We start from the raw sequence: 24,351 nt of genomic DNA on the forward strand, positions 1-24,351 counted from the left end.
CCGTGTGGGCATGGAGTCCAGATGCCAGCTCTTTACGTGATGATTCCCGCTGCGCTGCTGATCGTGGCCATCGCCGTCTATATCTTCTTCTGGGCAGTGGACAGCGGTCAGTACGACGACCTCGACAGCCCGGCCCACAGCATCCTGTTCGACGACCAGGACCCGAACCACACTGCTGCCGTGGATGAGGCCAGCGGCCAACCGGCCAAGCCGCAAGACAAGGCCCCGCCCCATGCTTGAATTGGCGCCACTGCTGGTGTCTGCGGTGATCCTCGGTTTGCTCGGCGGCGGCCATTGCCTGGGCATGTGCGGCGGCTTGATGGGCGCGCTGACCCTGGCAATTCCCAAGGAACAACGCAGCCGCCGCTTTCGCCTGCTGCTGGCCTACAACCTGGGACGGATTCTGAGCTATGCCTGCGCCGGACTGCTGATCGGCCTGGCCGGATGGGCCGTGGCCAGCAGCCCGGCTGCGATGTTCCTGCGTATCCTCGCCGGCTTGCTGCTGATTGCCATGGGCCTGTACCTGGCCGGCTGGTGGAGCGGCCTGACCCGTATCGAAAGCCTCGGTCGCGGCTTGTGGCGGCATATCCAGCCAGTCGCCAACCGGTTGCTGCCTGTGTCGAGCGTTCCGCGTGCGCTGCTGTTGGGCGCGCTCTGGGGCTGGCTGCCGTGCGGTCTGGTCTACAGCACCTTGCTATGGTCGGCCAGCCAGGGCAACGCGCTGGACAGCGCATTGTTGATGCTCGCGTTCGGGCTCGGCACCTGGCCGGTGCTGCTGGCGACAGGCCTCGCCGCCGAAAGGGTGACAGCACTGTTGCGCAAGCGTAGCGTGCGCATGGCGGGTGGATTGCTGGTGATGTTGTTCGGCATCTGGACGCTGCCGGGGCCGCATCAGCATTGGTTGATGGGGCATTAAAAGCAAAAGATCGCAGCCTTCGGCAGCTCCTACAGGGATCGCGTACATCTGTATGAGCTGCCGAAGGCTCGGGCCGCGTTCGGACGATCTTTTGATCTTGATGTAAATCAAGATGCCCCACCCCGCCCTCGCATAAAGTGGCTGACACTGCCAGCCTATCCGGGGGAATGCCCGCATGATGCTCGACGCCATTCGTTGGGACACCGATCTGATCCGCCGTTATGACCTGGCGGGACCACGCTATACCTCGTACCCGACCGCCGTGCAATTCAACAGCCAGGTCGGCACCTTTGACCTGCTTCATGCTCTGCGCGACAGCCGCAAGGCTCAACGCCCCTTGTCGCTGTACGTGCACGTGCCGTTCTGCGCGAACATTTGCTATTACTGCGCCTGCAACAAGGTCATCACCAAGGATCGCGGCCGGGCGCAGCCGTATTTGCAGCGCCTGGAACAGGAAATCCAGTTGATCGCCTGCCACCTCGACCCCACGCAGAAAGTCGAGCAACTGCACTTCGGCGGCGGCACGCCCACCTTTCTCAGCCACGACGAACTGCGCCAGTTGATGGCGCATTTGCGCAAACACTTCCATTTGCTGGACGACGACTCCGGCGACTACGGCATCGAGATCGACCCCCGTGAAGCCGACTGGTCGACCATGGGCCTGCTGCGCGAACTGGGTTTCAATCGGGTCAGCATCGGCCTGCAAGACCTCGACCCGGCGGTTCAGCGAGCGGTCAATCGCCTGCAAAGCCTGGAAGAAACCCGCGCGGTGATCGATGCGGCCCGCACCTTGCAGTTTCGTTCGATCAATATCGACCTGATCTACGGCCTGCCGAGACAGACGCCGGAGAATTTCGCCCGCACCGTCGAAGAGGTCATCCACCTGCAACCGGACCGGTTATCGGTGTTCAACTACGCCCACCTGCCGGAACGCTTCATGCCGCAGCGGCGCATCAACAGCAATGAGCTGCCGACACCCGCGCAGAAACTGGAAATGCTGCAGCGCACCATCGAGCAACTGATCACGGCCGGCTACCGCTACATCGGCATGGACCACTTCGCCCTGCCCGACGATGAGCTGGCGATTGCCCAGGAAGAATCGACCCTGCAACGCAATTTCCAGGGCTACACCACCCACGGTCATTGTGACTTGATCGGCCTCGGCGTGTCGGCAATCAGCCAGATCGGTGACCTGTACTGCCAGAACAGCAGCGACCTGACCGAGTATCAGAACGTTCTTGCCACATCGCAACTGGCCACCAGCCGCGGCCTGCTGTGCAATGCCGATGACCGGCTGCGGCGCGCGGTGATTCAGCAATTGATCTGCAATTTCAGTCTCGAATTCACTGACATCGAACAGGCCTTCAACATCGACTTTCAAGGCTATTTCGGCGATCTCTGGCCCCAGTTGCAAGACATGGCCAAAGACGGGTTGATCGAACTCGATCGCGACAGGATCACCATCCTGCCCGCCGGGCGACTGTTGGTGCGCTCGGTGTGCATGGTCTTTGACGCATACCTGGAACAACACGGCCGGCAACGGTTCTCACGGGTGATCTAGAGCGCTGCGACAAAAGTGCCACAGGCTGGCCCCAATGTCCTCGGGTGAGTTACCCTTACGTCTTATGTGTGAATTCCCACAAGGATTGAAGAAATGTCCGAGCCAGTAAAACTGCGCGCTCATAATCAAGCCCATTGCAAGGATTGCAGCCTGGCCCCTCTTTGCCTGCCACTTTCGCTGAATCTGGAAGACATGGATGCGCTGGACGAAATCGTCAAACGTGGCCGGCCGCTGAAAAAAGGCGAATTTCTGTTCCGTCAGGGCGATACCTTCGATTCTGTCTACGCAGTCCGTTCCGGCGCCCTCAAGACCTTCAGCCTGAGTGACACCGGTGAAGAACAGCTCACCGGTTTCCACCTGCCCAGCGAACTGGTCGGCTTGTCGGGCATGGACACCGAAAAGCACCCGGTGTCGGCACAAGCCCTGGAAACCACCTCGGTGTGTGAAATTCCTTTCGAACGCCTCGACGAACTGGCCCTGCAATTGCCGCAGTTGCGCCGTCAGTTGATGCGGGTGATGAGTCGCGAAATCCGTGACGACCAGCAGATGATGCTGCTGTTGTCGAAAAAGACCGCCGACGAACGCATCGCCACCTTCCTGGTCAACCTCTCGGCACGTTTCCGCGCCCGGGGTTTTTCCGCCAATCAATTCCGCCTGAGCATGTCGCGCAACGAGATCGGCAACTACCTGGGCCTGGCGGTGGAAACCGTGTCCCGGGTCTTTACCCGCTTCCAGCAAAACGAACTGATTGCGGCAGAAGGCAAGGAAATCCGGATTATCGACCCGATCCAGCTTTGCGCCCTGGCCGGTGGCTCGCTGGAAGGCTGAAACAAAACGTTGCGGCTGCGCGAAACGGTTCAGCCGCCGTTATACTGCGTCGTTTGCAGCCCTGCCAGGATTCTTCGACTATGGCCTTCGACTCCTTCGACATCAAATCCCTCATCCGCCCTGTCATCGACTTCCCGAAACCGGGTGTGATCTTTCGCGACATCACCCCGCTGTTCCAGTCGCCCACGGCCCTGCGCCTGGTGATGGACAGCTTCGCCCACCGTTACGTCGAGGCTGACTTCACCCACGTCGGCGCAATGGACGCCCGTGGCTTCCTGATCGGTTCGGTACTGGCCTATCAGTTGAACAAGCCGCTGGTGCTGTTCCGCAAGCAAGGCAAACTGCCGGCCGATGTGCTGGCCGAGGGCTATGCGACCGAATACGGCGAAGCCTTCCTGGAAGTGCACGCCGACAGCCTGTGCGAGGGGGATTCGGTGGTGATGTTCGATGACCTGATCGCGACCGGCGGCACCCTGATTGCCGCCGCCAACCTGATCCGCCGCATGGGCGCCCGGGTGCATGAAGCAGCGGCGATTATCGATCTGCCGGAACTGGGTGGCTCGCAACGCCTGGAAGACATGGGCATTCCTACGTTCTGCCTGACGCAGTTTGCGTTGACTGATAAGTAACAAAGGCCAAAAGATCGCAGCCTTCGGCAGCTCCTACATTGGGATGGCTTTGATCCTGTAGGAGCTGCCGAAGGCTGCGATCTTTTGCATTACAGCCCCATCTGCTTGCTGATGATCTCGTTCATCACTTCCCGCGTCCCGCCGCCAATCGACAGAATCCGGTTGTCGCGATACAGCCGCTCCACCAGACTCTCACGCATATAACCCAGCCCACCGAGTATCTGCACCGCATCGGAGACGATCCGGTCTGCCGTATCCGTCGCAAAGTTCTTGGCCATGGAAACCTCCTTGATCACGCTCTGCCCTGCCGCCATTTTCGCGGCTTGGCGATAAGTGAACTCACGGGACACCTCCAGCGCGGTCGCCATCTCGGCGAGGCGATGCTTGATCACCTGAAACTTGCCGATCGGTTTGCCAAAGGCTTCGCGCTGGCGCGCCCATTTCAGGCTCTCCTCCAGCGCCAGTTGTGCGGTCATGTTGGCCATCAATGCCAGGGCCAGACGCTCGCTCTGGAAATTGCCCATGATGCAGGCAAAGCCCATGTTCTGGGTGCCGATCAGATTTCCTGCGGGCACCTGGCAATCATCGAAGAACAGTTCGGCCGTGTCTGACGCCCACCAGCCCATTTTCTTCAGCTGCCGCCCTACGGTGAAACCGGGCGTGCCCTTCTCGATCAGTAACAGGCTGATGCCGGCGAAACCTGGCTCGCCCGTTCGCACCGCGACGGTATAGAAGTCCGCGCGCACACCGCTGGTGATAAAGGTCTTGCTGCCACTGACCCGGTAGAAATCGCCGTCGCGCACGGCACGGGTTTGCAGGTTGGCGACGTCGGAGCCGCCGCCGGGCTCGGTAATGGCCAGGGCGCTGATCTTCTCTCCCGACAGCACCTGCGGCAGCACACGATCACGCACTTCGGGCCGGGCCCACTTGAGAATGGGCGGCAAGCCGATATCCAGCGAGCCCAGGCCGGCAACCAGCCCGCCTGAGCCGCAGCGCATCAACTCTTCGCTGGCGGCCACCTTGGCGAACAGATCCCCTTCGTGGCTGCCTCCGTAAGCTTCGGGGTAACCGATGCCGAGAATCCCCGCTGCGCCGGCCTTGAGGTAGAGCTCACGAGGAAAGCTTTCGGCTTCTTCCCACTGCTCGATATCGGGAAGAATCTCGCGCTCGACGAAACGTCTGACGCTGTCACGGACCAATTGGTGGCTGGGGTCGAAGTATTCCTGAAAGGCAGACGTCGGCGAGCTCCACTGAAGGGGTCAGTGAAGTTAACCGAGCGCTTGCTTGGTTTACAAGAGACAGATAGAAGATCAAAAGATCGCAGCCTGCGGCAGCTCCTACAGGGGATCGGTGTCTTTCTGTAGGAGCTGCCGCAGGCTGCGATCTTTTCGGCTTGATGCGATTACAACGAAATCGGCTTACGCCCCGCAAACGAATGCGCCAGCGTGCCGCCATCCACCAGCTCCAGTTCGCCACCCAGCGGCACGCCATGGGCGATGCGCGAGGCGATCAGGCCTTTGTTGCTGAGCAATTGGGCGATGTAGTGCGCGGTGGCTTCACCTTCCACGGTCGGGTTGGTGGCCAGGATGACTTCGGTGAACGTGCCGGCCTCTTCGATCCGCGCCATCAATTGCGGAATGCCGATGGCTTCCGGCCCCAGGCCGTCGAGCGGCGACAGATGCCCCTTGAGCACGAAATAGCGCCCGCGGAAACCGGTCTGCTCCACGGCATAGACGTCCATCGGGCCTTCCACCACGCAGAGCAAGGTGTCGTCGCGACGGGTATCGGCGCATTGCGGGCAGAGATCATCTTCGGTCAGCGTACGGCACAAGCGGCAGTGACCGACCCCTTCCATGGCCTGGCTCAGGGCCAGCGCCAGTCGTGAGCCGCCGCTGCGGTCACGCTCGAGCAACTGCAATGCCATGCGCTGGGCGGTTTTCTGACCCACGCCGGGCAGAATTCGCAGGGCGTCGATCAGTTGGCGAATCAAAGGGCTGAAGCTCATGGTGGAAAAGTCCGACAAAACAACGAGACGCGGTTTATACCCGCGCCTCGGTTGAGCGTCAAATTGCAGCGTCAATTACTCAGTCACGGGCAACCCGAACCACCAACTTGCCGAAGTTGCGCCCTTCCAGCATGCCGATGAACGCGTCGGGAGCCTGCTCCAGGCCATCGACCACGTCTTCGCGGAACTTCACCTTGCCATCGCGTACCCACGGCGCCATGGCACTGAGGAATTCCGGCTGGCGATCACCATAGTCATCGAACACGATGAAGCCCTGGATACGCACCCGCTTGGTCAACAGGGTGCGTTGCAACAGTGGCAGGCGATCCGGCCCGCTCGGCGCTTCATAGGCGTTATAGGAGGCAATCAGGCCGCAGAGTGGAATCCGCGCCTTGGGATTGAGCAATGGCACCACGGCGTCGAATACCTTGCCGCCGACGTTTTCATAATAAATGTCGATGCCCTTGGGACAGGCCTGAGCCAGCTCGTCAGCAAAATCCGGACTCCTGTGGTCGATGCAGGCGTCGAAGCCCAACTCGTCGACCACATAACGGCACTTGTCCGCGCCACCCGCCACGCCGACCACGCGCAAGCCCTTGATCTTCGCCACCTGGCCGACCACCGAACCCACTGCCCCGGATGCCGCTGCAACCACCAGGGTCTCGCCGGCCTTGGGCTGGCCGATATCCATCAGCCCCATATACGCAGTCATGCCCGGCATCCCCAGCACCCCGAGGGCCATCGAAGGACTGGGCAGGCCGTTGGGCACCGGGATGATGCTGCGCCCGTCATTGATGCTGTGGCTTTGCCAACCGGTGGCACCGACCACCAGATCACCCTCCTGAAACTTCGGATTGAGCGAGCGCTCGACCCGGCTGACAGCGCCGCCGGTCATGACTTCGCCAATTTCCACCGGTGCGGCGTAGGAAGGTGCGTCACTCATGCGTCCGCGCATGTAGGGATCGAGCGACAGGAAAACGGTCTTGAGCAGCACCTGGCCGTCGGCCAGGTCCGGCAGCGCCACCCGCTCCATGCGGAAGTTTTCCGGCGTTGGCGCGCCTATCGGGCGTGAAGCCAGGACAATGCGCTGATTGAGGGTCATGGGGTCGGACATGGCAGCGTCTCCTGTGATCGATGGGGTTCAGTGATATAGGGAGCAGACCTTTGTGGCGGTATGGCGTTCGATGTTTATTCAGTTGCACCGAGGCGACTTCTTCGCGGGCAAGTCGGATCGCGATGGCGGCATGCCTGTCACCACAGACCCAATGGCCAGAAACAAAAATGCCAGGCGCGATGCCTGGCATTTTTGTAACTCATCTGTCGCCTGAAGGCGAATCAGAATGGCAGTTTCATGCCCGGTGGCAGTTGCATGCCGGCAGTCATGCTGCCCATTTTGTCCTGGCTGTTGGCTTCGATCTTGCGCACGGCATCGTTGACTGCGGATGCGATGACCGCTTCCAGCATTTCCTTGTCGTCTTCGCTCATGCCTTCAACCAGGCTTGGATCGATGGTCACGCTCTTGACGTCATGACGACCGGTCATCACCACGGTGACCATATCGCCACCGGCCTTACCGGTGACTTCGGCGTTGGCCAGTTCTTCCTGCATCTTGGCCATTTTTTCCTGCATCTGCTGCGCCTGCTTCATCAGGCCGGCCATGCCACCTTTCATCATGGTAATCACCTCAAAAGTACTTGGATTAAAACAGCGCCCGGCCCATGCGGCCGGGCGCCTTCAGTTATTAGCCCTGAGTGACCAAGGCGTCGACAGGTTCAATAGTATCGTTACGGACGACCGCACCGAACTGCTGCATCATTTGCTGGATGAACGGATCACCGTGGATCGATTCCTCTGCCTCGCGCTGACGGTTGGCGCGGCGGCGCGAAGCCGCTTGTGCCGGGGTTTCCTGCTCGGGCTTGATCAGCTCGATGCTCAGGGTCAGCGTGCGCTGGTGATACTGGTTAAGCGCATCGTTCAAGCGCCGCTGCTGAGTGGCGTTGAACAAGGCACTGTGGGCCGGGTCCAGGTGCATCAGCCAATTGTCGCCATCCACCGCGATCAGCGTGCAGTTGGCGGCGATGCTGCCGGTCATGCCGGAGATCGGCAATTTCGGAAACAGCTGCAGCCATTGCAGGGCCAGACCGGTGGCAGGCATTGCCGCGGGCTCAGGCTCGGGCTCCGGAGCCGGGTCGGCGGCATGCTCGCTGGCCAGCTCGTCGAGGTAACTGTAGGCCGAATCCATGTCCGGCTCGATGTAATCCTCGTCCAGCGGCGGCTCGTCATCCAGGTCCATGCCTGGCGTCGCGGCATCGACGTCGGCCACCGAAGGTTCCGGGATCGGCGCGGCGGCCCACTCCGGGGCGTCCGGCACCACGCTGTCCGGCGCCGGCAACGGCATCGGCGGTAATTCGGGTTGTTCGCTGGCGGTTTCCAGCACCGGCTCCACCGCCGGCTGCTGAACGGGCACGGGCTCGACCGGGTCGTTCCACGGCAGGTCGACAACTTCTTCGACCACGACCGCTTCAACCATAGGCACAGGCGCAGGTTCTGGCACAACGACCGGCGCTACCGGTTCCGGTGCAGGCGCTGGAGCCGCCACTGACGCAGCCGCTATCGGTGCAACGGCCGCAGCAACTACCGGCGCAACTACCGGCGCGGCAGCCACTGAGTTTGCGGAATCAACTGTGGCCTGGCTGATCCCCACTGGCTTTAGCGGTTGCCTCGGGGCATCCGCGGTGTCTGCGGGCCGGAACGCCAGCATCCGCAGCAGCACCATTTCAAAACCGCCCCGGGGATCCGGCGCCAGCGGCAGGTCGCGGCGGCCGATCAGGCCCATCTGGTAGTAGAACTGCACGTCTTCAGCCGGCAACGCCTGGGCCAGCGCCAGCACGCGATCACGGTCGCCGTGACCGTTATCGACGCCTTCCGGCAAGGCCTGGGCGATGGCAACGCGGTGCAGCACATTGAGAATTTCCGAAAGCACGCCGTTCCAGTCCGGGCCTTGCTCGGCCAGGTGGCGGACAGCTTCGAGCAACGCCTTGGCATCACCTTCGATCAGCGCATGCAGGACGTCGTAGACCTGCCCGTGATCGAGGGTCCCGAGCATCGCCCGCACGTCGGCGGCCATGACCTTGCCCTCACCGAAGGCAATCGCCTGGTCGGTCAGGCTCATGGCATCACGCATCGACCCATCGGCGGCGCGGCCCAGCAGCCACAGCGCATCGTCTTCGAACGGCACGTTCTCGACACCCAGCACGTGGGTCAAGTGCTCGACCACGCGTTCCGGCGTCATGTTCTTCAGGGAGAACTGCAGGCACCGCGACAGAATCGTTGCAGGAAGTTTCTGCGGGTCGGTGGTGGCCAGGATGAACTTGACGTAGGGTGGTGGCTCCTCGAGGGTTTTGAGCAGCGCGTTAAAGGAATGACTGGAGAGCATGTGCACTTCGTCGATCAGGTAGACCTTGAAGCGCCCACGGCTCGGGGCGTACTGCACGTTGTCGAGCAACTCGCGGGTGTCTTCGACCTTGGTACGGCTCGCGGCGTCGATCTCGATCAGGTCGACAAAGCGGCCTTCGTCGATCTCGCGGCACACCGAGCATTCGCCACAGGGGGTCGAAGTGATACCTGTTTCGCAGTTAAGGCATTTGGCAATGATCCGCGCGATGGTGGTCTTGCCGACCCCCCGGGTACCGGTAAACAGGTACGCGTGGTGCAGCCGCTGGCTGTCCAAGGCATTGATCAGAGCCTTGAGCACATGGGTCTGGCCGACCATTTCGCGGAACGAGCGCGGACGCCATTTACGTGCAAGAACCTGATAACTCATCGAAAACCGTCGCAGCGAAGGAAGCAGAAGCGGCTAATGCTAGCGGAGCAAGGCACAAATTGCATCCGGTGCGCTCGTGTATTCTGGCCAAGCTGCCCATCGGGGACATTTAACGGAGTGTTTATGCGGCTGGCCTTGGGGGTATTGCTGTTGATCAGTCTGGACGGCATGGCCGCGCAAACGCCACTACGCTTCGTGATACCCGACAGCTGGACCATGCCCATGGTGCAACTTGAACAGGACAAACCGACCCAGGGCATCCTGTATGACATGATGCTCAGCCTCGCGACCCAGGTCGGCGTACCGGCCGAATTCCATGTATTGCCCCGCGGGCGGGTGCAAAACGCCATGGAGCAAGGCGAGATCGATGTCCGCTGTTATGCCGCGCAATCATGGCTGCCTCATCAGTCCGGCGACTACCTCTGGAGCATCCCGCTCTTTACCCAGCCCGACCTGTTGATCACACAGAATGCGCGCCCCACCGCTGTGAACCCGGCGGATTTACCAGATCAGTCCATCGGCACCGTGCTGGCCTACAGCTACCCGACCCTGCAACCGCTGTTCGACACCGATCAGCTGCATCGCGACGACGCACGCAATCAGGAACTGGTGCTGGAAAAACTCCTCGCCGGCCGCAACCGCTATGCCGTCAGCAATCAATGGAGCCTTGACTGGTTCAATCAGCGCCTGCTGCCGGACCAACAACTGCACAGCGTGGCAGTACTGCAGGAGCAGAATCTCGGCTGCTACGTGCGCAACGACCCGCAAGTGCCGGTGCAGCGCATTTTACGCACCCTGGTGCGGATGAAGATGTCCGGGGAGATCGATGCGATAGTTCGGCTGTATATCGGTGGCGAGCCTGCAGCTGACGATAAATCGGAAACGACAAAAAACTGCCCCGGACAAGATCCTGGCAGCTAGCAAAAGTCTGTTTTCAGATAAATAACGCGAGAGAACACTCGCGTGGCGTTAAGGTGGTAACCCTACCAGCCACACCCCGGCACACAATGTCACCGCTGCGGCTGCTCCCTTCCAGGCCTGACCGGGTTCACGGCTGATCGTTGCGGGGGGACCGATAGGGTCACCATAACGACGCTCACCTGTCGGCGAGCCGCGCCATTGTACCTATCTGAGACGAAGTTACAACCGTTCGGGGATATTAAAAAACATGAGCTGCTTCAAGGACATGCGCTGGCCTTAAAAGATCGCAGCCTGCGGCAGCTCCTACATGGATCGGCGTACACCTGTAGGAGCTGCCGCAGGCTGCGATCTTTTGATCCTATTGCGCCAACACCTCATCCGCCCGGCCGCCCTCCTGCTGAATCACCAGATGAATAAAGTGCAGCTTGGCAATGACGGCGGGCGGCAGGACAAACGGGTAGAAATCCGGCTGCCCCATGCTGCGCGATAGCTCGTTGAGCATGCCGGCCAGTTCGATCCACGCATTGACGAACGACAGAAATGCCGCGCCATCGGGATGCTGCGGATCATAGAGGGTATCCAACGGAAACGGCTGATAGTCGAAGTCCATGTCCCGGGCGCTCATGCCCAAGCCCAGCGCGGTGTCCACCGCATCCATCATGTGCAGGTAATGCGCCCAGGTTTCGGCCCAGTCTTCCCACGGGTGCATGGTGGCGTAGGCGCTGACGTAGTGCTGCTGCCAGTCAAGCGGCGCGCTCTGCTGATAATGTCGCTCAAGGGCTTCGGCATAGCTGGCGCGCTCATCGCCGAACAATCCGCGAAAAGACTCAAGCCACTGGCTATTGGCGATCAATCGACCCCAGTAGTAATGCCCGACTTCATGACGAAAATGCCCGAGCAAGGTGCGATAGGGTTCGTGCATTTGCACCCGCACCTGCTCGCGGTGCGCGTCGTCGGCTTCCTTGATATCGAGGGTGATCAGGCCATTGGCGTGTCCGGTGGTCGGCGGTTTGCCTTCGAGGTCCACGCCGATGAAATCGAAGGCGAGGCCAGTCTCTTCATCGACGGTTTTGGGAATCACCTGCAACCCCAGGCTGAGCAGTTGCGCGACCAGACGCCGCTTGGCGGTTTCCACCTTGCGCCAGCGCTCGTGGTTGTCGGCTATCGACAGATCAGGAATGGTGCGATTGAGGCTGCAGGCAATGCACAAGACGTCATGGTCATTGGCTGGCAGCAACCAATTGCAGGCTGCCGGGGAGTCGAGGTTGGCGCAGCGTCGAAACAGGCCCGCCTCGGGATCGACATCAAGCTGCCAGGTGTCCGTTTGTACACCCGGTTGCAGCGCAGACAGGCGACTCTGCTCCGGCTGATAACCCAACGCCGCCGAACAGGCCAGGCACTGGCTGTTGCGAAAGAACAGCGACTGCCCGCAACGACAGGACCAGACCTTGCTGTTGCGCGAATTTTCGGCCATGAACGGCGCGGCGATGCGCGAGCTGAGCTGCTCGAAGAAAGGGTACATGGTGATCTCTCCCTGGGGCTTGCAGAGACTAGATCATTCCCGAGAGATGATCGTTCCCATGCTTTTTGTTGGAAAAATCAAAAGATCGCAGCCTGCGGCAGCTCCTACAGAGAAATGCGTTCTCCTGTAGGAGCTGCCGCAGGCTGCGATCTTGGGCGTCAAACCTGAATACCGTGACCTTTCAAGAATGCCACAAACGCCTCTTCATCCAGCACCTTCAGCCCCAACTCATTAGCCTTGGCCAACTTCGACCCGGCGCCAGGACCTGCGACCACGCAATGGGTCTTGGCCGACACCGAGCCCGCTACCTTGGCGCCCAGGCTTTCAAGTTTGTCCTTGGCCACATCGCGACTCATCAGCTCAAGCGAACCGGTCAGCACCCAGGTCTGACCGGCCAGCGGCAAGCCTTCGACGACCTTCTTCTCGCTCTGCCAGTGCATGCCGAAATCGGCCAGTTGCTTCTCGGCCGCTTCGGCCAATTGGCGATTTTCTTCGACCGCAAAAAACTCGCGTACCGAATTGGCCTGCTTCTCCGGCAGAGCCTGGCGCATATCCAGCCAATCTGCACCGATCACCGCCTGCAGCGAGCCGAATTTGTCCGCCAGTTTCTGCGCCCCGCCCGGCCCTACTGACGGAATATGCAGCTTGTCGAGGAAACCGCCCAGCGTGGTGCTCGCCGAAAACTCGGCGCCCAACTCGCCCTGATCCTGAATCTGCAAACCGTGCTTGAGCAGTTCAGCGATCACCTGCTGGTTATGCGCGTCCTCGAAGAAGCTGTGGATCTCGTACGCGACTTCCAGCCCGACATCCGGCAAGTACGTCAGCACCTGCGGCAAGGCCTGTTGCACCCGCTCCAGCGAACCCAGGGAGCGGGCCAGAACCTTGGCCGTCTCTTCGCCGACATCGGGAATCCCGAGGGCGTAGATGAACCGCGCCAGGCCGGGTTTCTTGCTGTCTTCGATGGCGCCGAGCAGGTTCTTGCTCGACAGCTCGGCAAAGCCTTCCAGGTCTACGATCTGCTCGAAGGCCAGGGCGTACAGATCGGCCGGCGAACTCACCAGGCCTTCGTCGACCAGTTGCTCGACGCTCTTCTCACCCAGGCCTTCGATGTCCATGGCACGACGGGAAACGAAGTGAATGATGGCCTGCTTGAGTTGCGCGCCGCAGGCCAGACGACCGACGCAGCGATACACCGCGCCTTCGCTGACCGTCTCGCGGCCCTTGCTGCGCTTGATCAATTGCGTGCGTTCGACATGGGAGCCGCACACCGGGCACTGCTCGGGAATCTGCACCGGCCGGGCGTTTTCCGGACGACGCTCCATGACCACTTGCACCACCTGCGGAATCACGTCACCGGCGCGACGGATGATCACCGTGTCGCCGATCATCAGGCCCAGACGCGCGACTTCGTCCATGTTGTGCAACGTGGCGTTGGCCACCGTGACACCCGCGACCTTGACCGGTTTCAAGCGCGCCACCGGCGTCACCGCCCCGGTGCGACCGACCTGGAATTCCACATCGAGCAGCTCAGTGAGTTCTTCCATTGCCGGGAATTTGTGAGCGATGGCCCAACGCGGCTCACGGGCGCGAAAACCCAGTTCGCGCTGGGAGGCAATGCTGTTGACCTTGAACACCACGCCGTCGATTTCATACGGCAGTGCGCTGCGTCGCTCACCGATATCGCGGTAGTAATCCAGGCATTCAGCGATGCCGTTGGCCAGCTTCAGTTCGTGGCTGACCGGCATACCCCAGGCTTGCAATTGCTTGAGGTTGCCGATGTGGGAATCGGCGATATCGGCAGACACCTGGCCGATACCGTAGCAGCAGAATTCCAATGGGCGATTGGCGGTAATCTTCGAATCCAGCTGGCGCAAACTGCCCGCCGCTGCGTTGCGCGGGTTGGCGAAGGTCTTGCCGTCGACTTCCAGTTGCGTGGCGTTGAGCCGTTCGAAACCGGCCTTGGACATGAACACTTCGCCGCGCACTTCCAGGGTCGCCGGCCAACCGGTGCCGTGCAGCTTGAGCGGGATATTGCGCACGGTGCGCACGTTGACGCTGATGTCTTCGCCAGTGGTGCCATCGCCGCGGGTGGCGCCGCGCACCAGTACGCCGTCCTGATACAGCAGGCTGACGGCCAGGCCATCGAGCTTGGGTTCGCAACTGTACTCGACTGTCGCGCCGCCACCGAACAGGTCGCCCGCTGGCAAATCCAGGCCCTCGGTCACGCGGCGATCGAACTCGCGCATGTCGGTTTCTTCGAAGGCGTTGCCGAGGCTGAGCATCGGCACTTCATGTCGCACCTGGGTAAACGCCGACAGCGCCGCGCTGCCCACTCGCTGGGTTGGCGAATCGCTGGTGATCAGTTCGGGATTGGCCGCTTCCAGCGCCTTGAGCTCGTTGAACAAGCGGTCGTATTCGGCGTCCGGAATGCTCGGCTCGTCGAGCACGTGGTAGCGATAGTTGTGCTGATCCAGCTCAGCGCGCAGCTCTAAAATGCGGTTCTTGGCGGCGGTCATGGGTGTTCTCTCATAAAGCAAAAGAGCAGCCGAGGCTGCTCCTATTTAATCTAATCAGGTTCAAGAGATCGCAGCCTCGTTTCACTCGACAGCTCCTACACAGCTCCTACGGCAAATCGCAATCCTGTAGGAGCTGTCGAGTGAAACGAGGCTGCGATCTGTTGCTTTTATCGTTTCTGGGTCAGGGCACGGCGCTCGAATTCGACGATGCGCTGACGGTAGTGTTCGATCGTCTGGGCGGTCAGTACGCTGCGCTGGTCGTCCTTCAGTTCGCCGTTGAGCTCCTGGGACAATTTGCGCGCCGCTGCCACCATCACATCGAAGGCTTGCTTCGGATGACGCGGGCCTGGCAGACCCAGGAAGAAGCTCACCGCCGGGGTGCTGAAGTGGTCGATGTCGTCCAGGTCGAATACGCCCGGTTTGACCGCGTTAGCCATGGAAAACAGCACCTCGCCGTTGCCCGCCATGCTTTCGTGACGATGGAAAATATCCATCTCGCCGAAACGCAGGCCACTCTCCAGAATGTTCTGCAACAGCGCCGGGCCCTTGAAGCCGGCAGCGTCGCGGCAGATCACGCTGATCACCAGCACTTCTTCAGCTTGCGGTTGTTCTTTGCCGTTGACCGAAGGCGAAGCCTTGGTGTCATCCGGGAAGTCGTCGTCACGGCTGCTGAAGCTCGGGCCGCCGTCCAGATCCAGGCTGAGGTTCATGTCGCCCTGGGAAGGCTCGCTGTGGCCACGCTTGCCGCGCTTGGAGCCCGACTCGCGAGGCTCGCGGGCCGGCATGCTCACCGACGGCAGATCCTGCTCGTCCAGTTGCGGCTCTTTATGCGTGTCCAGCACGCGCGGCGGGCCCAGCAGCTCGGCGCTGGCGCTGCTGTCCTCGTCCGGCAGATTGGACAGACTTCGATCAAGACGGAACTTCAGTTTTCCCTTGCCGCCGCGCATACGGCGCCAGCCATCGAAAAGAATACCGGCAATGACAATAATGCCGATGACGATCAGCCACTCGCGCAGACCGATTTCCATGTAATCCCGTGCCTCTATGAAAAATGCTGAAAAATAAGGGGTTTACAACCTGCAAACCGCTTTAAAACGTGGCGCCAACTCTATGTTCTGACAGGCGTTTTGCCCACGTATACGAAAAATTGACATTAAACTAGCACGACCAAAGGTAACTTTACACCGTCTACCACGTTGGCTAGCGCGAATATGTCGATTGGCCAGCAAGTCGAAGCCAGCAAAAGAGTCCTACAAACCGTAAACACCCTTTCCTGAAACCCCGACTCAGGCATCCACCATTGCCATCGCCTCCTCGACATCCACGGCCACCAGACGTGAACAACCGGGTTCGTGCATCGTCACACCCATCAGTTGTTCGGCCATTTCCATGGCGATCTTGTTGTGGGTGATATAGATGAACTGCACTGTCTGTGACATCTCTTTTACCAACCGCGCGTAGCGTCCAACGTTAGCGTCATCCAGTGGCGCGTCAACCTCATCGAGCATGCAGAACGGCGCCGGGTTCAACTTGAAGATCGCAAAAACCAGGGCCAATGCGGTCAGGGCTTTTTCGCCGCCGGAGAGCAAATGGATGGTGCTGTTCTTCTTTCCTGGCGGCTGCGCCATGATTGTTACCCCTGTATCGAGTAGATCTTCGCCCGTCAGTTCCAAATACGCGCGGCCTCCACCGAAAACTTTTGGGAAAAGCGCCTGTAAACCGCCATTGATCTGATCAAAGGTATCCTTGAAACGGTTACGGGTTTCCTTGTCGATCTTGCGAATCACGTTCTCAAGGGTATCGAGCGCTTCCACCAGATCGTCGTTCTGGGCATCCAGATAACGTTTACGTTCCGATTGCTGCTGGTACTCATCGATGGCCGCCAGGTTGATCGCGCCCAGACGCTGGATCCTCGCAGCGATGCGCTCGAGTTCTTCCTCGGCATCCTTCTCGCTGGCCTCGGCAGTCAAAGTCGCGAGTACGCCGTGGAGATCGTAGCCGTCTTCCAGCAATTGGTCCTGCAAGGTCTTGCGGCGCACGCTCAGGGCTTGCCATTCCATGCGCTGGGTTTCGAGCTGACTGCGAATCAACTGGGATTGTTGTTCGGCCTGGCTGCGGCGTTTCTCGGCGTCGCGCAGTTCGCGGTCGGCGTCTTCGAGGGCGATCTGCGCGGTCTTGAGTTCTTCGTCGACGGTCATGCGCTTGTCGAGCAACTCCTCGAGTTTCAGGCGCAGTTCTTCCAGTGGCGCTTCGCCCTCCTCCAGATTGAGGCTCAGTTGCTCGCGTTTTTCGGTCAGCCGCTCGGACTGCATCTCCAGACGCTCCAGCGCCTGGCGCGTGGAATCGTGCTGGGCCTTGAGCGAGCCCAGACGCACCGCCAACTGATGGGCGTGATCCTTGTGCTGCCGGGCTTCCTGGCGCACCCGGTCCAGGCGTTCGCGCAGGCTGTCGCGCTGGGCCAGCAGCAACTCACGCTGCTCGGTGTCCAGCGCCATGCTGTCGAGGGCTTCCTGCAATTGCAGGCGCGCTTCACCGATGTTCTCGTGTTCCAGGGCCCGCTGCTCGTCCAGCTCGGTGAGCTCTTCGTCGAGGCGGGTACGCCGCAGGGTCAACTGTTCGGCCTTGGCCTTGCCGGCGGAAAGTTGAGCCTTCAATTCACCTTGCTGACGGGCTTCGTCCTGCAGCAAACGGCGCAAATGTTCGCGACCGTTTTCCTGCTGACGCTGCTGCGCCCTGAGATTTTGCAGTTGGGTTTCCAAGGTTTCGACCGCGGCTTCGCGCTCCTCACGCTCAAGACCCAATTGCTGGATTTCCTGACCGCGAGCGAGCACGCCGCTTTCGGCTTCACTGGCCCGACGCACCCGCAGAAAATGCCGACCGACCCAGTAACCGTCACGGCTGATCAGGCTCTGCCCGGCGGCCAGTTGACCGCGCAAGGCCAAGGCCTGTTCGAGGCTGTCGACCGGCTTGACCTGCCCCAGCCACGGCGACAGATCGATCTGCGCCTCGACCTTGTCCAGCAAGCTGCCCGGAACTCGCATGCCATCGCTGGCCGGGCTGAGCAAACGCAAATCGCCTTGGGCGAACCCGGACAGATCGAAATCGTTGAAATCGTCCACCAGCACCGCTTGCAGGTCGGCACCAAGCACGGTTTCCACCGCCAGCTCCCAACCGGCTTCAACTTTCAGGCCCTCGGCCAGGCGCGGGCGATCGGCCAGATGTTGGTCGCGAAGCCATTCGGCGGTGCCGGTGCCCGGATCGAGCGCGGCTTGCTGCAAGGCTTCGAGTGAAGCCAGTCGACCGTTGAGCCGCTGCAAATCGCCCTGGGCCTGCTGTTGCGCCGTCAGAGCCAGCTGCAGCTCCTGACGCAATTGTTCAAGCTTTTCGACCTGAGCTTCTTCGCTGGTCTGCAAATCCTCAAGGGTCGCTTCGGATTCGGCGAGCTGCTCGCTGAGTTCCATGATCGCCGCGTCTTCCGGGTCCGCCGAGAGCAAGGCGCGTTCTTCGCCAAGACGCTTCTGGCGATCGGCCAGGCGCTCCAGGCTGGTTTCCAGCTGCTGGATCCGCGACTGCTGCACTTCGGCCTGACGACGCGGCTCGGCGGCGGTGAGATTGAACGTATCCCACTGCTCCTGCCAGCCATGCATGGTGGTCTCGGATTCTTCCAGCGCGGCAGCGGCCTCTTCGGCGGCGGCGCTGGTGACTTCCTGCTCCGGGGTGAGCATGTCCAGCTCTTCGCCGAGGGTCAGCAGCAGCGTGCGGTCGTGGCCCAGGTGAGATTCGGTTTCCAGGCGCGCGCGCTCGGCTTCTTTCAGGTCGTCCTGCAACTGGCGCAAACGCTGCTGACCGTGCTGGATGCTCTGCTCGACCCGGGCGATGTCGCCACCGACCGAGTAGAAGCGCCCCTGCACCAGGTTGAAGCGTTCCGACAGGTCGTGGTGGCCGTCACGCAGGCGCTCGATGCTTGCGTCGGCATTGCGCTGTTCGGCCACCAGGGCTTCGAAAGAAACTTCCTGGTTGCCGATGATCGCTTCACGCTGGCCGACCTGATCGTTCAGCGCCTGCCAGCGCAGGGCCGATAATTGGGCCTTGAGCTGACGTTCCTCGCCCTTGTATTCCTGATACTTCTTCGCCGCCTCGGCCTGGCGGTGCAAGCGTTCGAGTTGACGCTCAAGCTCTTCGCGCAGGTCGGTCAGGCGCTCCAGGTTTTCGTGGGTGCGGCGAATGCGGTTTTCCGTCTCGCGCCGGCGCTCCTTGTACTTGGAGATGCCCGCGGCTTCTTCGATGAAGTTACGCAGGTCTTCGGGCTTGGACTCGATCAGCTTGGAGATCATCCCCTGCTCGATGATCGAGTAGCTGCGCGGGCCAAGACCGGTGCCGAGGAAGATGTCGGTGATGTCGCGGCGCCGGCATTTGGTGCCGTTGAGGTAATAGGTGGTCTGGCTGTCGCGGGTCACTTTGCGGCGAATGGAAATTTCCGCATAGGCGGCGTACTCACCGAGCAATGTGCCGTCGGAGTTATCGAACACCAGTTCGATGCTCGCCTGGCTCACCGGTTTGCGGCTGGTCGAGCCGTTGAAGATGACGTCGGTCATCGACTCGCCGCGCAGGTTCTTCGCCGAACTCTCGCCCATCACCCAGCGCACGGCGTCGATGATGTTCGATTTGCCGCAGCCATTGGGCCCGACCACCGCCGCCATGTTACTGGGGAAGTTCACCGTGGTCGGGTCGACGAAGGACTTGAACCCCGCCAGTTTGATGCACTTGAGCCGCACGCTCAGGCGTCCGTCAGGGCAGAAACCACCAGATCGCAACTGCGCTGGGCGTAAGCCGTCAGCACTTCGCGGATCTGCGGAAAGTCACGGGCCAGCACGGCAGCGAGCAAGCGTTCGAACAGCTCGAGGAATTCGCTCATCGACGCTTTGCGCTGGTCCAGCGCGAGGAAATACGCACGGCTCATGGCCGGCTGCAGATTCTCGACTGTCTCCTGCAAGTACGGGTTGTTGGCGAACGGATACGCGGCGCGCATCACATTGAAGCTGTCGTCGACGAAGGTGCGGATGTCCTGACGCTCGTAGCTGGCAGTCAGGCGCTGCTGGATCTGCACGAACGGCGCCATGTCGGCCTGGATTTTCCAGCCACTGGCCACCGAGTTACCGAGCAGGATGTAGAGCTCGCTCATCAATGTGCACAGGCTCTGCACCTTGTGCGGCGTGAGTTCGGTAACGTGGGCGCCACGTCGCGGCAGGATCGCGATCAGGTGCCGACGTTCGAGGATCAGCAAGGCCTCGCGAACCGAACCACGGCTGACATTGAGGGCCAGCGTGACTTTCTGTTCCTGGATGCGCTCCCCGGGCTTCATTTCGCCGCGAATGATACGTTCGGCGAGGTGGTGAGCGATTTGCTCGGCGAGGCTGTCCGGCGCCTTGAACGTCATGGTTGTCCTTCAAACTCTTCGATCTGTACAAGCGGCGCAGTGTAGCGCAATTGCTGCATCAGGGCGGAGTGCCCGCCCGGTGGTTTTTGGCACGATTCAAGCAAAAAAGCAGGCTATCGAACCAACGACAATAATTAAGGAACAGGTGGTTAATCGACAAATTGCAATTTCCTGACCTTTAAGTCAGAAATTCATTGACCGAAAAGTCAGACCTGCTAAATTCAGTTCCTATCGGTTAACAACAATAATGAGTCTGCGAGGCCTTCCGTGATCCAGTTTTTACTAAACCAGGAACTCCGTAGCGAGCACGCCCTGGACCCGAACCTGACCGTGCTCAATTATCTGCGCGACCATGTGGGCAAACCCGGCACCAAAGAAGGCTGCGCCAGCGGTGACTGCGGCGCCTGCACCGTAGTAGTCGGCGAATTGCAGACGGATGACAACGGCCGCGAACACATTCGCTATCGCAGCCTCAACTCGTGCCTGACGTTCGTTTCGTCCCTGCACGGCAAACAGCTCATCAGCGTTGAAGACCTCAAGCACAAAGGTGAACTGCACAGCGTGCAGAAAGCCATGGTCGAGTGCCACGGCTCGCAATGCGGCTTCTGCACCCCAGGCTTCGTGATGTCGCTGTTTGCCCTGCAAAAGAACAGCGATGCGCCGGATCATGCCAAGGCCCACGAAGCACTGGCCGGCAATCTGTGCCGCTGCACCGGCTACCGGCCGATCCTGGAAGCCGCCGAGCAGTCCTGCTGCGGCAAGCAGCCGGACCAGTTCGACATCCGTGAGGCCGACACCATCGCACGCCTGAAAGCCATTGCCCCGACCGATATCGGCGAACTCAACAGCGGCGACAAACGCTGCCTGGTGCCGCTGACCGTGGCCGACCTGGCCGACCTCTACGACGCTTATCCACAGGCCCGCCTGCTGGCCGGCGGTACCGACCTGGCGCTGGAAGTCACGCAGTTCCACCGCACCCTGCCGGTGATGATCTACGTTGGCAACGTCGCCGAGATGAAGCGCATCGAACGTTTTGACGATCGCCTGGAAATCGGCGCCGCCACCGCCCTTTCCGATTGCTACGAGGCCTTGAACGCCGAGTACCCGGACTTCGGTGAATTGCTGCACCGCTTCGCGTCGTTGCAGATTCGCAACCAGGGCACCCTGGGCGGCAACATCGGCAACGCTTCGCCGATTGGTGACTCGCCGCCCCTGCTGATCGCCCTCGGCGCGCAAATCGTGCTGTGCAAAGGCGAAACCCGCCGCACCCTGGCGCTGGAAGATTACTTCATCGATTACCGCGTCACTGCGCGTCAGGAAAGCGAGTTCATCGAGAAGATCATCGTGCCGCGTGCCAGCGCCGAAAAACTGTTCCGTGCCTACAAGATCTCCAAGCGTCTGGACGATGACATTTCGGCAGTGTGCGCCGCCTTCAACATTCGCCTGGAAAACGGCGTGGTGGCCGAAGCCCGCGTCGCCTTTGGTGGCATGGCGGCTATCCCGAAACGCGCCGCCGCCTGCGAAGCCGCGCTGCTCGGTGCGCCATTCAACAACGCTACAGTTGAACGCGCCTGCGCCGCCCTGGGCGAAGATTTCACGCCGCTCTCGGACTTCCGCGCCAGCAAGGAATATCGCCTGCTCAGCGCGCAGAACCTGCTGCGCAAATACTTCATCGAACTGCAAACACCGCACATCGAGACTCGGGTGACCGCTTATGTCTAATCATCACGCCGTAGAGAAGACCCAAGCCGAATTGGCTGAACTGTTCGCCAAGGACCTGACCACCGGTGTCGGCCGCAGCGTCAAGCACGACAGCGCCGCCAAGCATGTGGCTGGCGAAGCGCAGTACATCGACGATCGCCTGGAGTTTCCGAACCAGTTGCACGTTTATGCGCGCATGTCGGACCGCGCCCACGCCCGGATCATCAGTATCGACACCGCCCCCTGCTACGCCTTCGAAGGCGTGCGCATCGCCATCACCCACGAAGACGTGCCAGGCCTGAAGGACATCGGTCCGTTGCTGCCGGGCGATCCTCTGCTGGCCATCGACACCGTGCAATTCGTCGGTCAACCGGTGATCGCCGTGGCAGCGAAAGACCTGGAAACCGCGCGCAAGGCGGCCATGGCCGCGATCATCGAATACGAAGACCTGGAACCTGTGCTGGACGTGGTCGAAGCCCTGCGCAAACGCCACTTCGTACTCGACAGCCATACCCACAAACGCGGCGATTCAGCCACGGCGCTGGCCACCGCCGAGCACCGCATCCAGGGCACCTTGCACATCGGCGGCCAGGAACACTTCTACCTGGAAACCCAGATCTCTTCGGTGATGCCCACCGAAGACGGTGGCATGATCGTCTACTGCTCCACGCAAAACCCCACCGAAGTGCAGAAACTGGTGGCCGAAGTGCTGGACGTGTCGATGAACAAGATCGTCGTCGACATGCGCCGCATGGGTGGTGGTTTCGGCGGCAAGGAAACCCAGGCGGCGAGCCCGGCGTGCCTGTGCGCGGTGATTGCTCACCTCACCGGCCAGCCGACCAAGATGCGCCTGCCGCGCGTCGAAGACATGCTGATGACCGGCAAGCGTCACCCGTTCTATGTCGAGTACGACGTCGGCTTCGACAGCACCGGTCGCCTGCACGGCATCAACCTGGAACTGGCCGGCAACTGCGGTTGCTCGCCTGACCTGTCGGCGTCGATCGTCGACCGGGCGATGTTCCACTCGGACAACTCGTATTACCTGGGCGATGCGACCATCAACGGTCACCGTTGCAAGACCAACACCGCGTCGAACACCGCCTACCGTGGCTTCGGCGGCCCGCAAGGCATGGTCGCCATCGAAGAAGTGATGGACGCCATCGCCCGGCACCTGGCCCTTGATCCGTTGGCAGTGCGCAAGGCCAACTACTACGGCAAGACCGAGCGCAACGTCACCCATTACTACCAGACCGTCGAGCACAACATGCTCGAAGAGATGACCGCGGAACTTGAAGAAAGCAGCCAGTACGCGGAGCGTCGCGAAGCGATCCGTCGCTACAACGCCAACAGCCCGATCCTGAAAAAAGGCCTGGCGCTGACCCCGGTGAAATTCGGTATTTCCTTCACCGCGAGTTTCCTCAACCAGGCAGGTGCCTTGGTGCACGTCTACACCGACGGCAGCATCCACCTCAACCATGGCGGCACCGAAATGGGCCAGGGCCTGAACACCAAGGTCGCGCAGGTCGTGGCCGAAGTGTTCCAGGTGGAAATGGACCGCGTACAGATCACCGCGACCAACACCGACAAGGTGCCGAACACCTCGCCGACCGCCGCTTCCAGTGGTGCCGACCTGAACGGCAAGGCTGCACAGAACGCGGCTGAAACCATCAAGAAACGCCTGGTGGAATTCGCCGCGCGCCAATACAAGGTCAGCGAAGAAGACGTGGTATTCCACAACGGCCACGTGCGGGTCCGCGATCACATCCTGACCTTCGAAGCACTGATTCAGCAGGCGTATTTCGCCCAGGTGTCGCTGTCGAGCACCGGTTTCTACAAGACCCCGAAAATCTACTACGACCGCAGCCAGGCCCGTGGCCGTCCGTTCTACTACTTCGCCTTCGGCGCGGCGTGCTGCGAGGTGCTGGTCGATACCTTGACCGGCGAATACAAGATGCTGCGCACCGATATCCTCCACGACGTCGGCGCCTCGCTTAACCCGGCCATCGACATTGGTCAGGTCGAGGGCGGTTTCATCCAGGGCATGGGCTGGCTGACCATGGAAGAGCTGGTGTGGAACAACAAGGGCAAGCTGATGACCAACGGCCCGGCCAGCTACAAGATCCCGGCCGTGGCGGACATGCCGCTGGACCTGCGCGTCAAGCTGGTGGAAAACCGCAAGAACCCGGAAGACACAGTGTTCCATTCCAAGGCCGTGGGCGAGCCGCCGTTCATGCTCGGCATTGCCTCCTGGTGTGCGATCAAGGACGCCGTGGCGAGCCTGGGCGATTACACGCATCAACCGAAAATCGACGCACCGGCGACTCCGGAGCGGGTGTTGTGGGGTTGTGAGCAGATGCGCCAGCTGAAGTCGGCGAAGGCTGTCGAGGCTGAGACCGAGTTGGCTTCGCTCTAAGGACCGCGTCGCCTGCTTCGCTGGCAAGCCAGCTCCTACAAGGATCGCATATCACCTGTAGGAGCTGGCTTGCCAGCGA

General features: G+C 60.9%; 18 protein-coding genes and 1 other RNA gene. 8 read left to right on the top strand and 11 right to left on the bottom strand.

Features of this window, described 5'->3' with window-relative positions; translation table 11 throughout:
- The first annotated feature begins 21 nt into the window (after nt 1–21).
- The 5 genes from ccoS to AC1D19_RS03190 all read left to right on the top strand — a co-directional run bounded on the left by ccoS (nt 22) and on the right by AC1D19_RS03190 (nt 3,934).
- The gene (ccoS, locus tag AC1D19_RS03170; protein ID WP_477753681.1) at nt 22–240 is read left to right on the top strand and encodes a cbb3-type cytochrome oxidase assembly protein CcoS; all 219 of its coding nucleotides are present in this window, start codon (nt 22–24) and stop codon (nt 238–240) included.
- Nucleotides 233–916, top strand: a complete 684-nt coding sequence (locus tag AC1D19_RS03175; protein WP_477762373.1) for a sulfite exporter TauE/SafE family protein — start codon at nt 233–235, stop codon at nt 914–916. Before ccoS ends, AC1D19_RS03175 begins: the two co-directional genes overlap by 8 nt.
- Nucleotides 917–1,094: 178 nt before the next feature.
- Nucleotides 1,095–2,477, top strand: coding sequence for an oxygen-independent coproporphyrinogen III oxidase (gene hemN / locus AC1D19_RS03180; protein WP_477762608.1), 1,383 nt, complete (start codon nt 1,095–1,097; stop codon nt 2,475–2,477).
- Between the two features lie 93 nt (nt 2,478–2,570).
- Nucleotides 2,571–3,305, top strand: a complete 735-nt coding sequence (gene fnr / locus AC1D19_RS03185; RefSeq protein ID WP_046041331.1) for a fumarate/nitrate reduction transcriptional regulator Fnr — start codon at nt 2,571–2,573, stop codon at nt 3,303–3,305.
- A gap of 80 nt (nt 3,306–3,385) precedes the next feature.
- On the top strand, nt 3,386–3,934 hold the full coding sequence (locus tag AC1D19_RS03190; RefSeq protein WP_477753684.1) for an adenine phosphoribosyltransferase: 549 nt from the start codon (nt 3,386–3,388) through the stop codon (nt 3,932–3,934).
- A gap of 89 nt (nt 3,935–4,023) precedes the next feature.
- Here the strand turns inward: AC1D19_RS03190 and AC1D19_RS03195 are convergent, their stop codons facing one another.
- From AC1D19_RS03195 to dnaX, 5 genes are all read right to left on the bottom strand, one after another.
- Nucleotides 4,024–5,133: an acyl-CoA dehydrogenase family protein gene (locus AC1D19_RS03195; protein ID WP_477762374.1), complete on the bottom strand. Its 1,110-nt coding sequence runs from the start codon at nt 5,131–5,133 to the stop codon at nt 4,024–4,026.
- A 203-nt stretch (nt 5,134–5,336) separates the two neighbouring features.
- Nucleotides 5,337–5,939 carry a recombination mediator RecR gene (gene recR / locus AC1D19_RS03200; protein ID WP_007995809.1) on the bottom strand — a complete coding sequence of 201 codons (603 nt, stop codon included), beginning with the start codon at nt 5,937–5,939 and terminating at the stop codon, nt 5,337–5,339.
- A gap of 79 nt (nt 5,940–6,018) precedes the next feature.
- The gene (locus tag AC1D19_RS03205) at nt 6,019–7,053 is read right to left on the bottom strand and encodes an NADP-dependent oxidoreductase (protein WP_477762375.1); all 1,035 of its coding nucleotides are present in this window, start codon (nt 7,051–7,053) and stop codon (nt 6,019–6,021) included.
- 221 nt (nt 7,054–7,274) lie between these two features.
- Nucleotides 7,275–7,613, bottom strand: coding sequence for a YbaB/EbfC family nucleoid-associated protein (locus AC1D19_RS03210; RefSeq protein WP_007971455.1), 339 nt, complete (start codon nt 7,611–7,613; stop codon nt 7,275–7,277).
- A gap of 67 nt (nt 7,614–7,680) precedes the next feature.
- On the bottom strand, nt 7,681–9,762 hold the full coding sequence (gene dnaX, locus AC1D19_RS03215; protein ID WP_477753687.1) for a DNA polymerase III subunit gamma/tau: 2,082 nt from the start codon (nt 9,760–9,762) through the stop codon (nt 7,681–7,683).
- Nucleotides 9,763–9,885: 123 nt separating this feature from the next.
- On the opposite strand from dnaX, the gene AC1D19_RS03220 reads away from it, so the two are divergent.
- A complete protein-coding gene (locus tag AC1D19_RS03220) occupies nt 9,886–10,683 on the top strand; it encodes a substrate-binding periplasmic protein (RefSeq protein ID WP_477762376.1) in 798 nt (265 codons plus the stop codon).
- A gap of 60 nt (nt 10,684–10,743) precedes the next feature.
- On the opposite strand, the gene ffs is transcribed toward AC1D19_RS03220, so the two are convergent.
- From ffs to AC1D19_RS03250, 6 genes are all read right to left on the bottom strand, one after another.
- An RNA gene (gene ffs / locus AC1D19_RS03225) (signal recognition particle sRNA small type) lies at nt 10,744–10,840 on the bottom strand.
- Between the two features lie 201 nt (nt 10,841–11,041).
- Entirely contained in the window at nt 11,042–12,205 is a 1,164-nt protein-coding gene (locus tag AC1D19_RS03230) for a zinc-binding metallopeptidase family protein (RefSeq protein ID WP_477762377.1), read from the bottom strand.
- A gap of 158 nt (nt 12,206–12,363) precedes the next feature.
- Nucleotides 12,364–14,721, bottom strand: a complete 2,358-nt coding sequence (ligA, locus tag AC1D19_RS03235; RefSeq protein ID WP_477762378.1) for an NAD-dependent DNA ligase LigA — start codon at nt 14,719–14,721, stop codon at nt 12,364–12,366.
- 167 nt (nt 14,722–14,888) lie between these two features.
- On the bottom strand, nt 14,889–15,749 hold the full coding sequence (gene zipA / locus AC1D19_RS03240; protein ID WP_477762379.1) for a cell division protein ZipA: 861 nt from the start codon (nt 15,747–15,749) through the stop codon (nt 14,889–14,891).
- A 258-nt stretch (nt 15,750–16,007) separates the two neighbouring features.
- Complete coding sequence (gene smc / locus AC1D19_RS03245) at nt 16,008–19,496, bottom strand: chromosome segregation protein SMC (RefSeq protein ID WP_477762380.1); 3,489 nt, start codon at nt 19,494–19,496, stop codon at nt 16,008–16,010.
- 2 nt (nt 19,497–19,498) lie between these two features.
- Nucleotides 19,499–20,158 carry a GntR family transcriptional regulator gene (locus AC1D19_RS03250; protein WP_477762381.1) on the bottom strand — a complete coding sequence of 220 codons (660 nt, stop codon included), beginning with the start codon at nt 20,156–20,158 and terminating at the stop codon, nt 19,499–19,501.
- A gap of 267 nt (nt 20,159–20,425) precedes the next feature.
- Between AC1D19_RS03250 and xdhA the strand changes: the two genes are divergently transcribed.
- Together xdhA and xdhB are read left to right on the top strand one after the other, a co-directional pair.
- A complete protein-coding gene (xdhA, locus tag AC1D19_RS03255) occupies nt 20,426–21,880 on the top strand; it encodes a xanthine dehydrogenase small subunit (protein WP_477762382.1) in 1,455 nt (484 codons plus the stop codon).
- A complete protein-coding gene (gene xdhB / locus AC1D19_RS03260; protein WP_477762383.1) occupies nt 21,873–24,272 on the top strand; it encodes a xanthine dehydrogenase molybdopterin binding subunit in 2,400 nt (799 codons plus the stop codon). Before xdhA ends, xdhB begins: the two co-directional genes overlap by 8 nt.
- Nucleotides 24,273–24,351: the final 79 nt, after the last annotated feature.

The organism is Pseudomonas sp. P1_C12, from assembly GCF_056406435.1.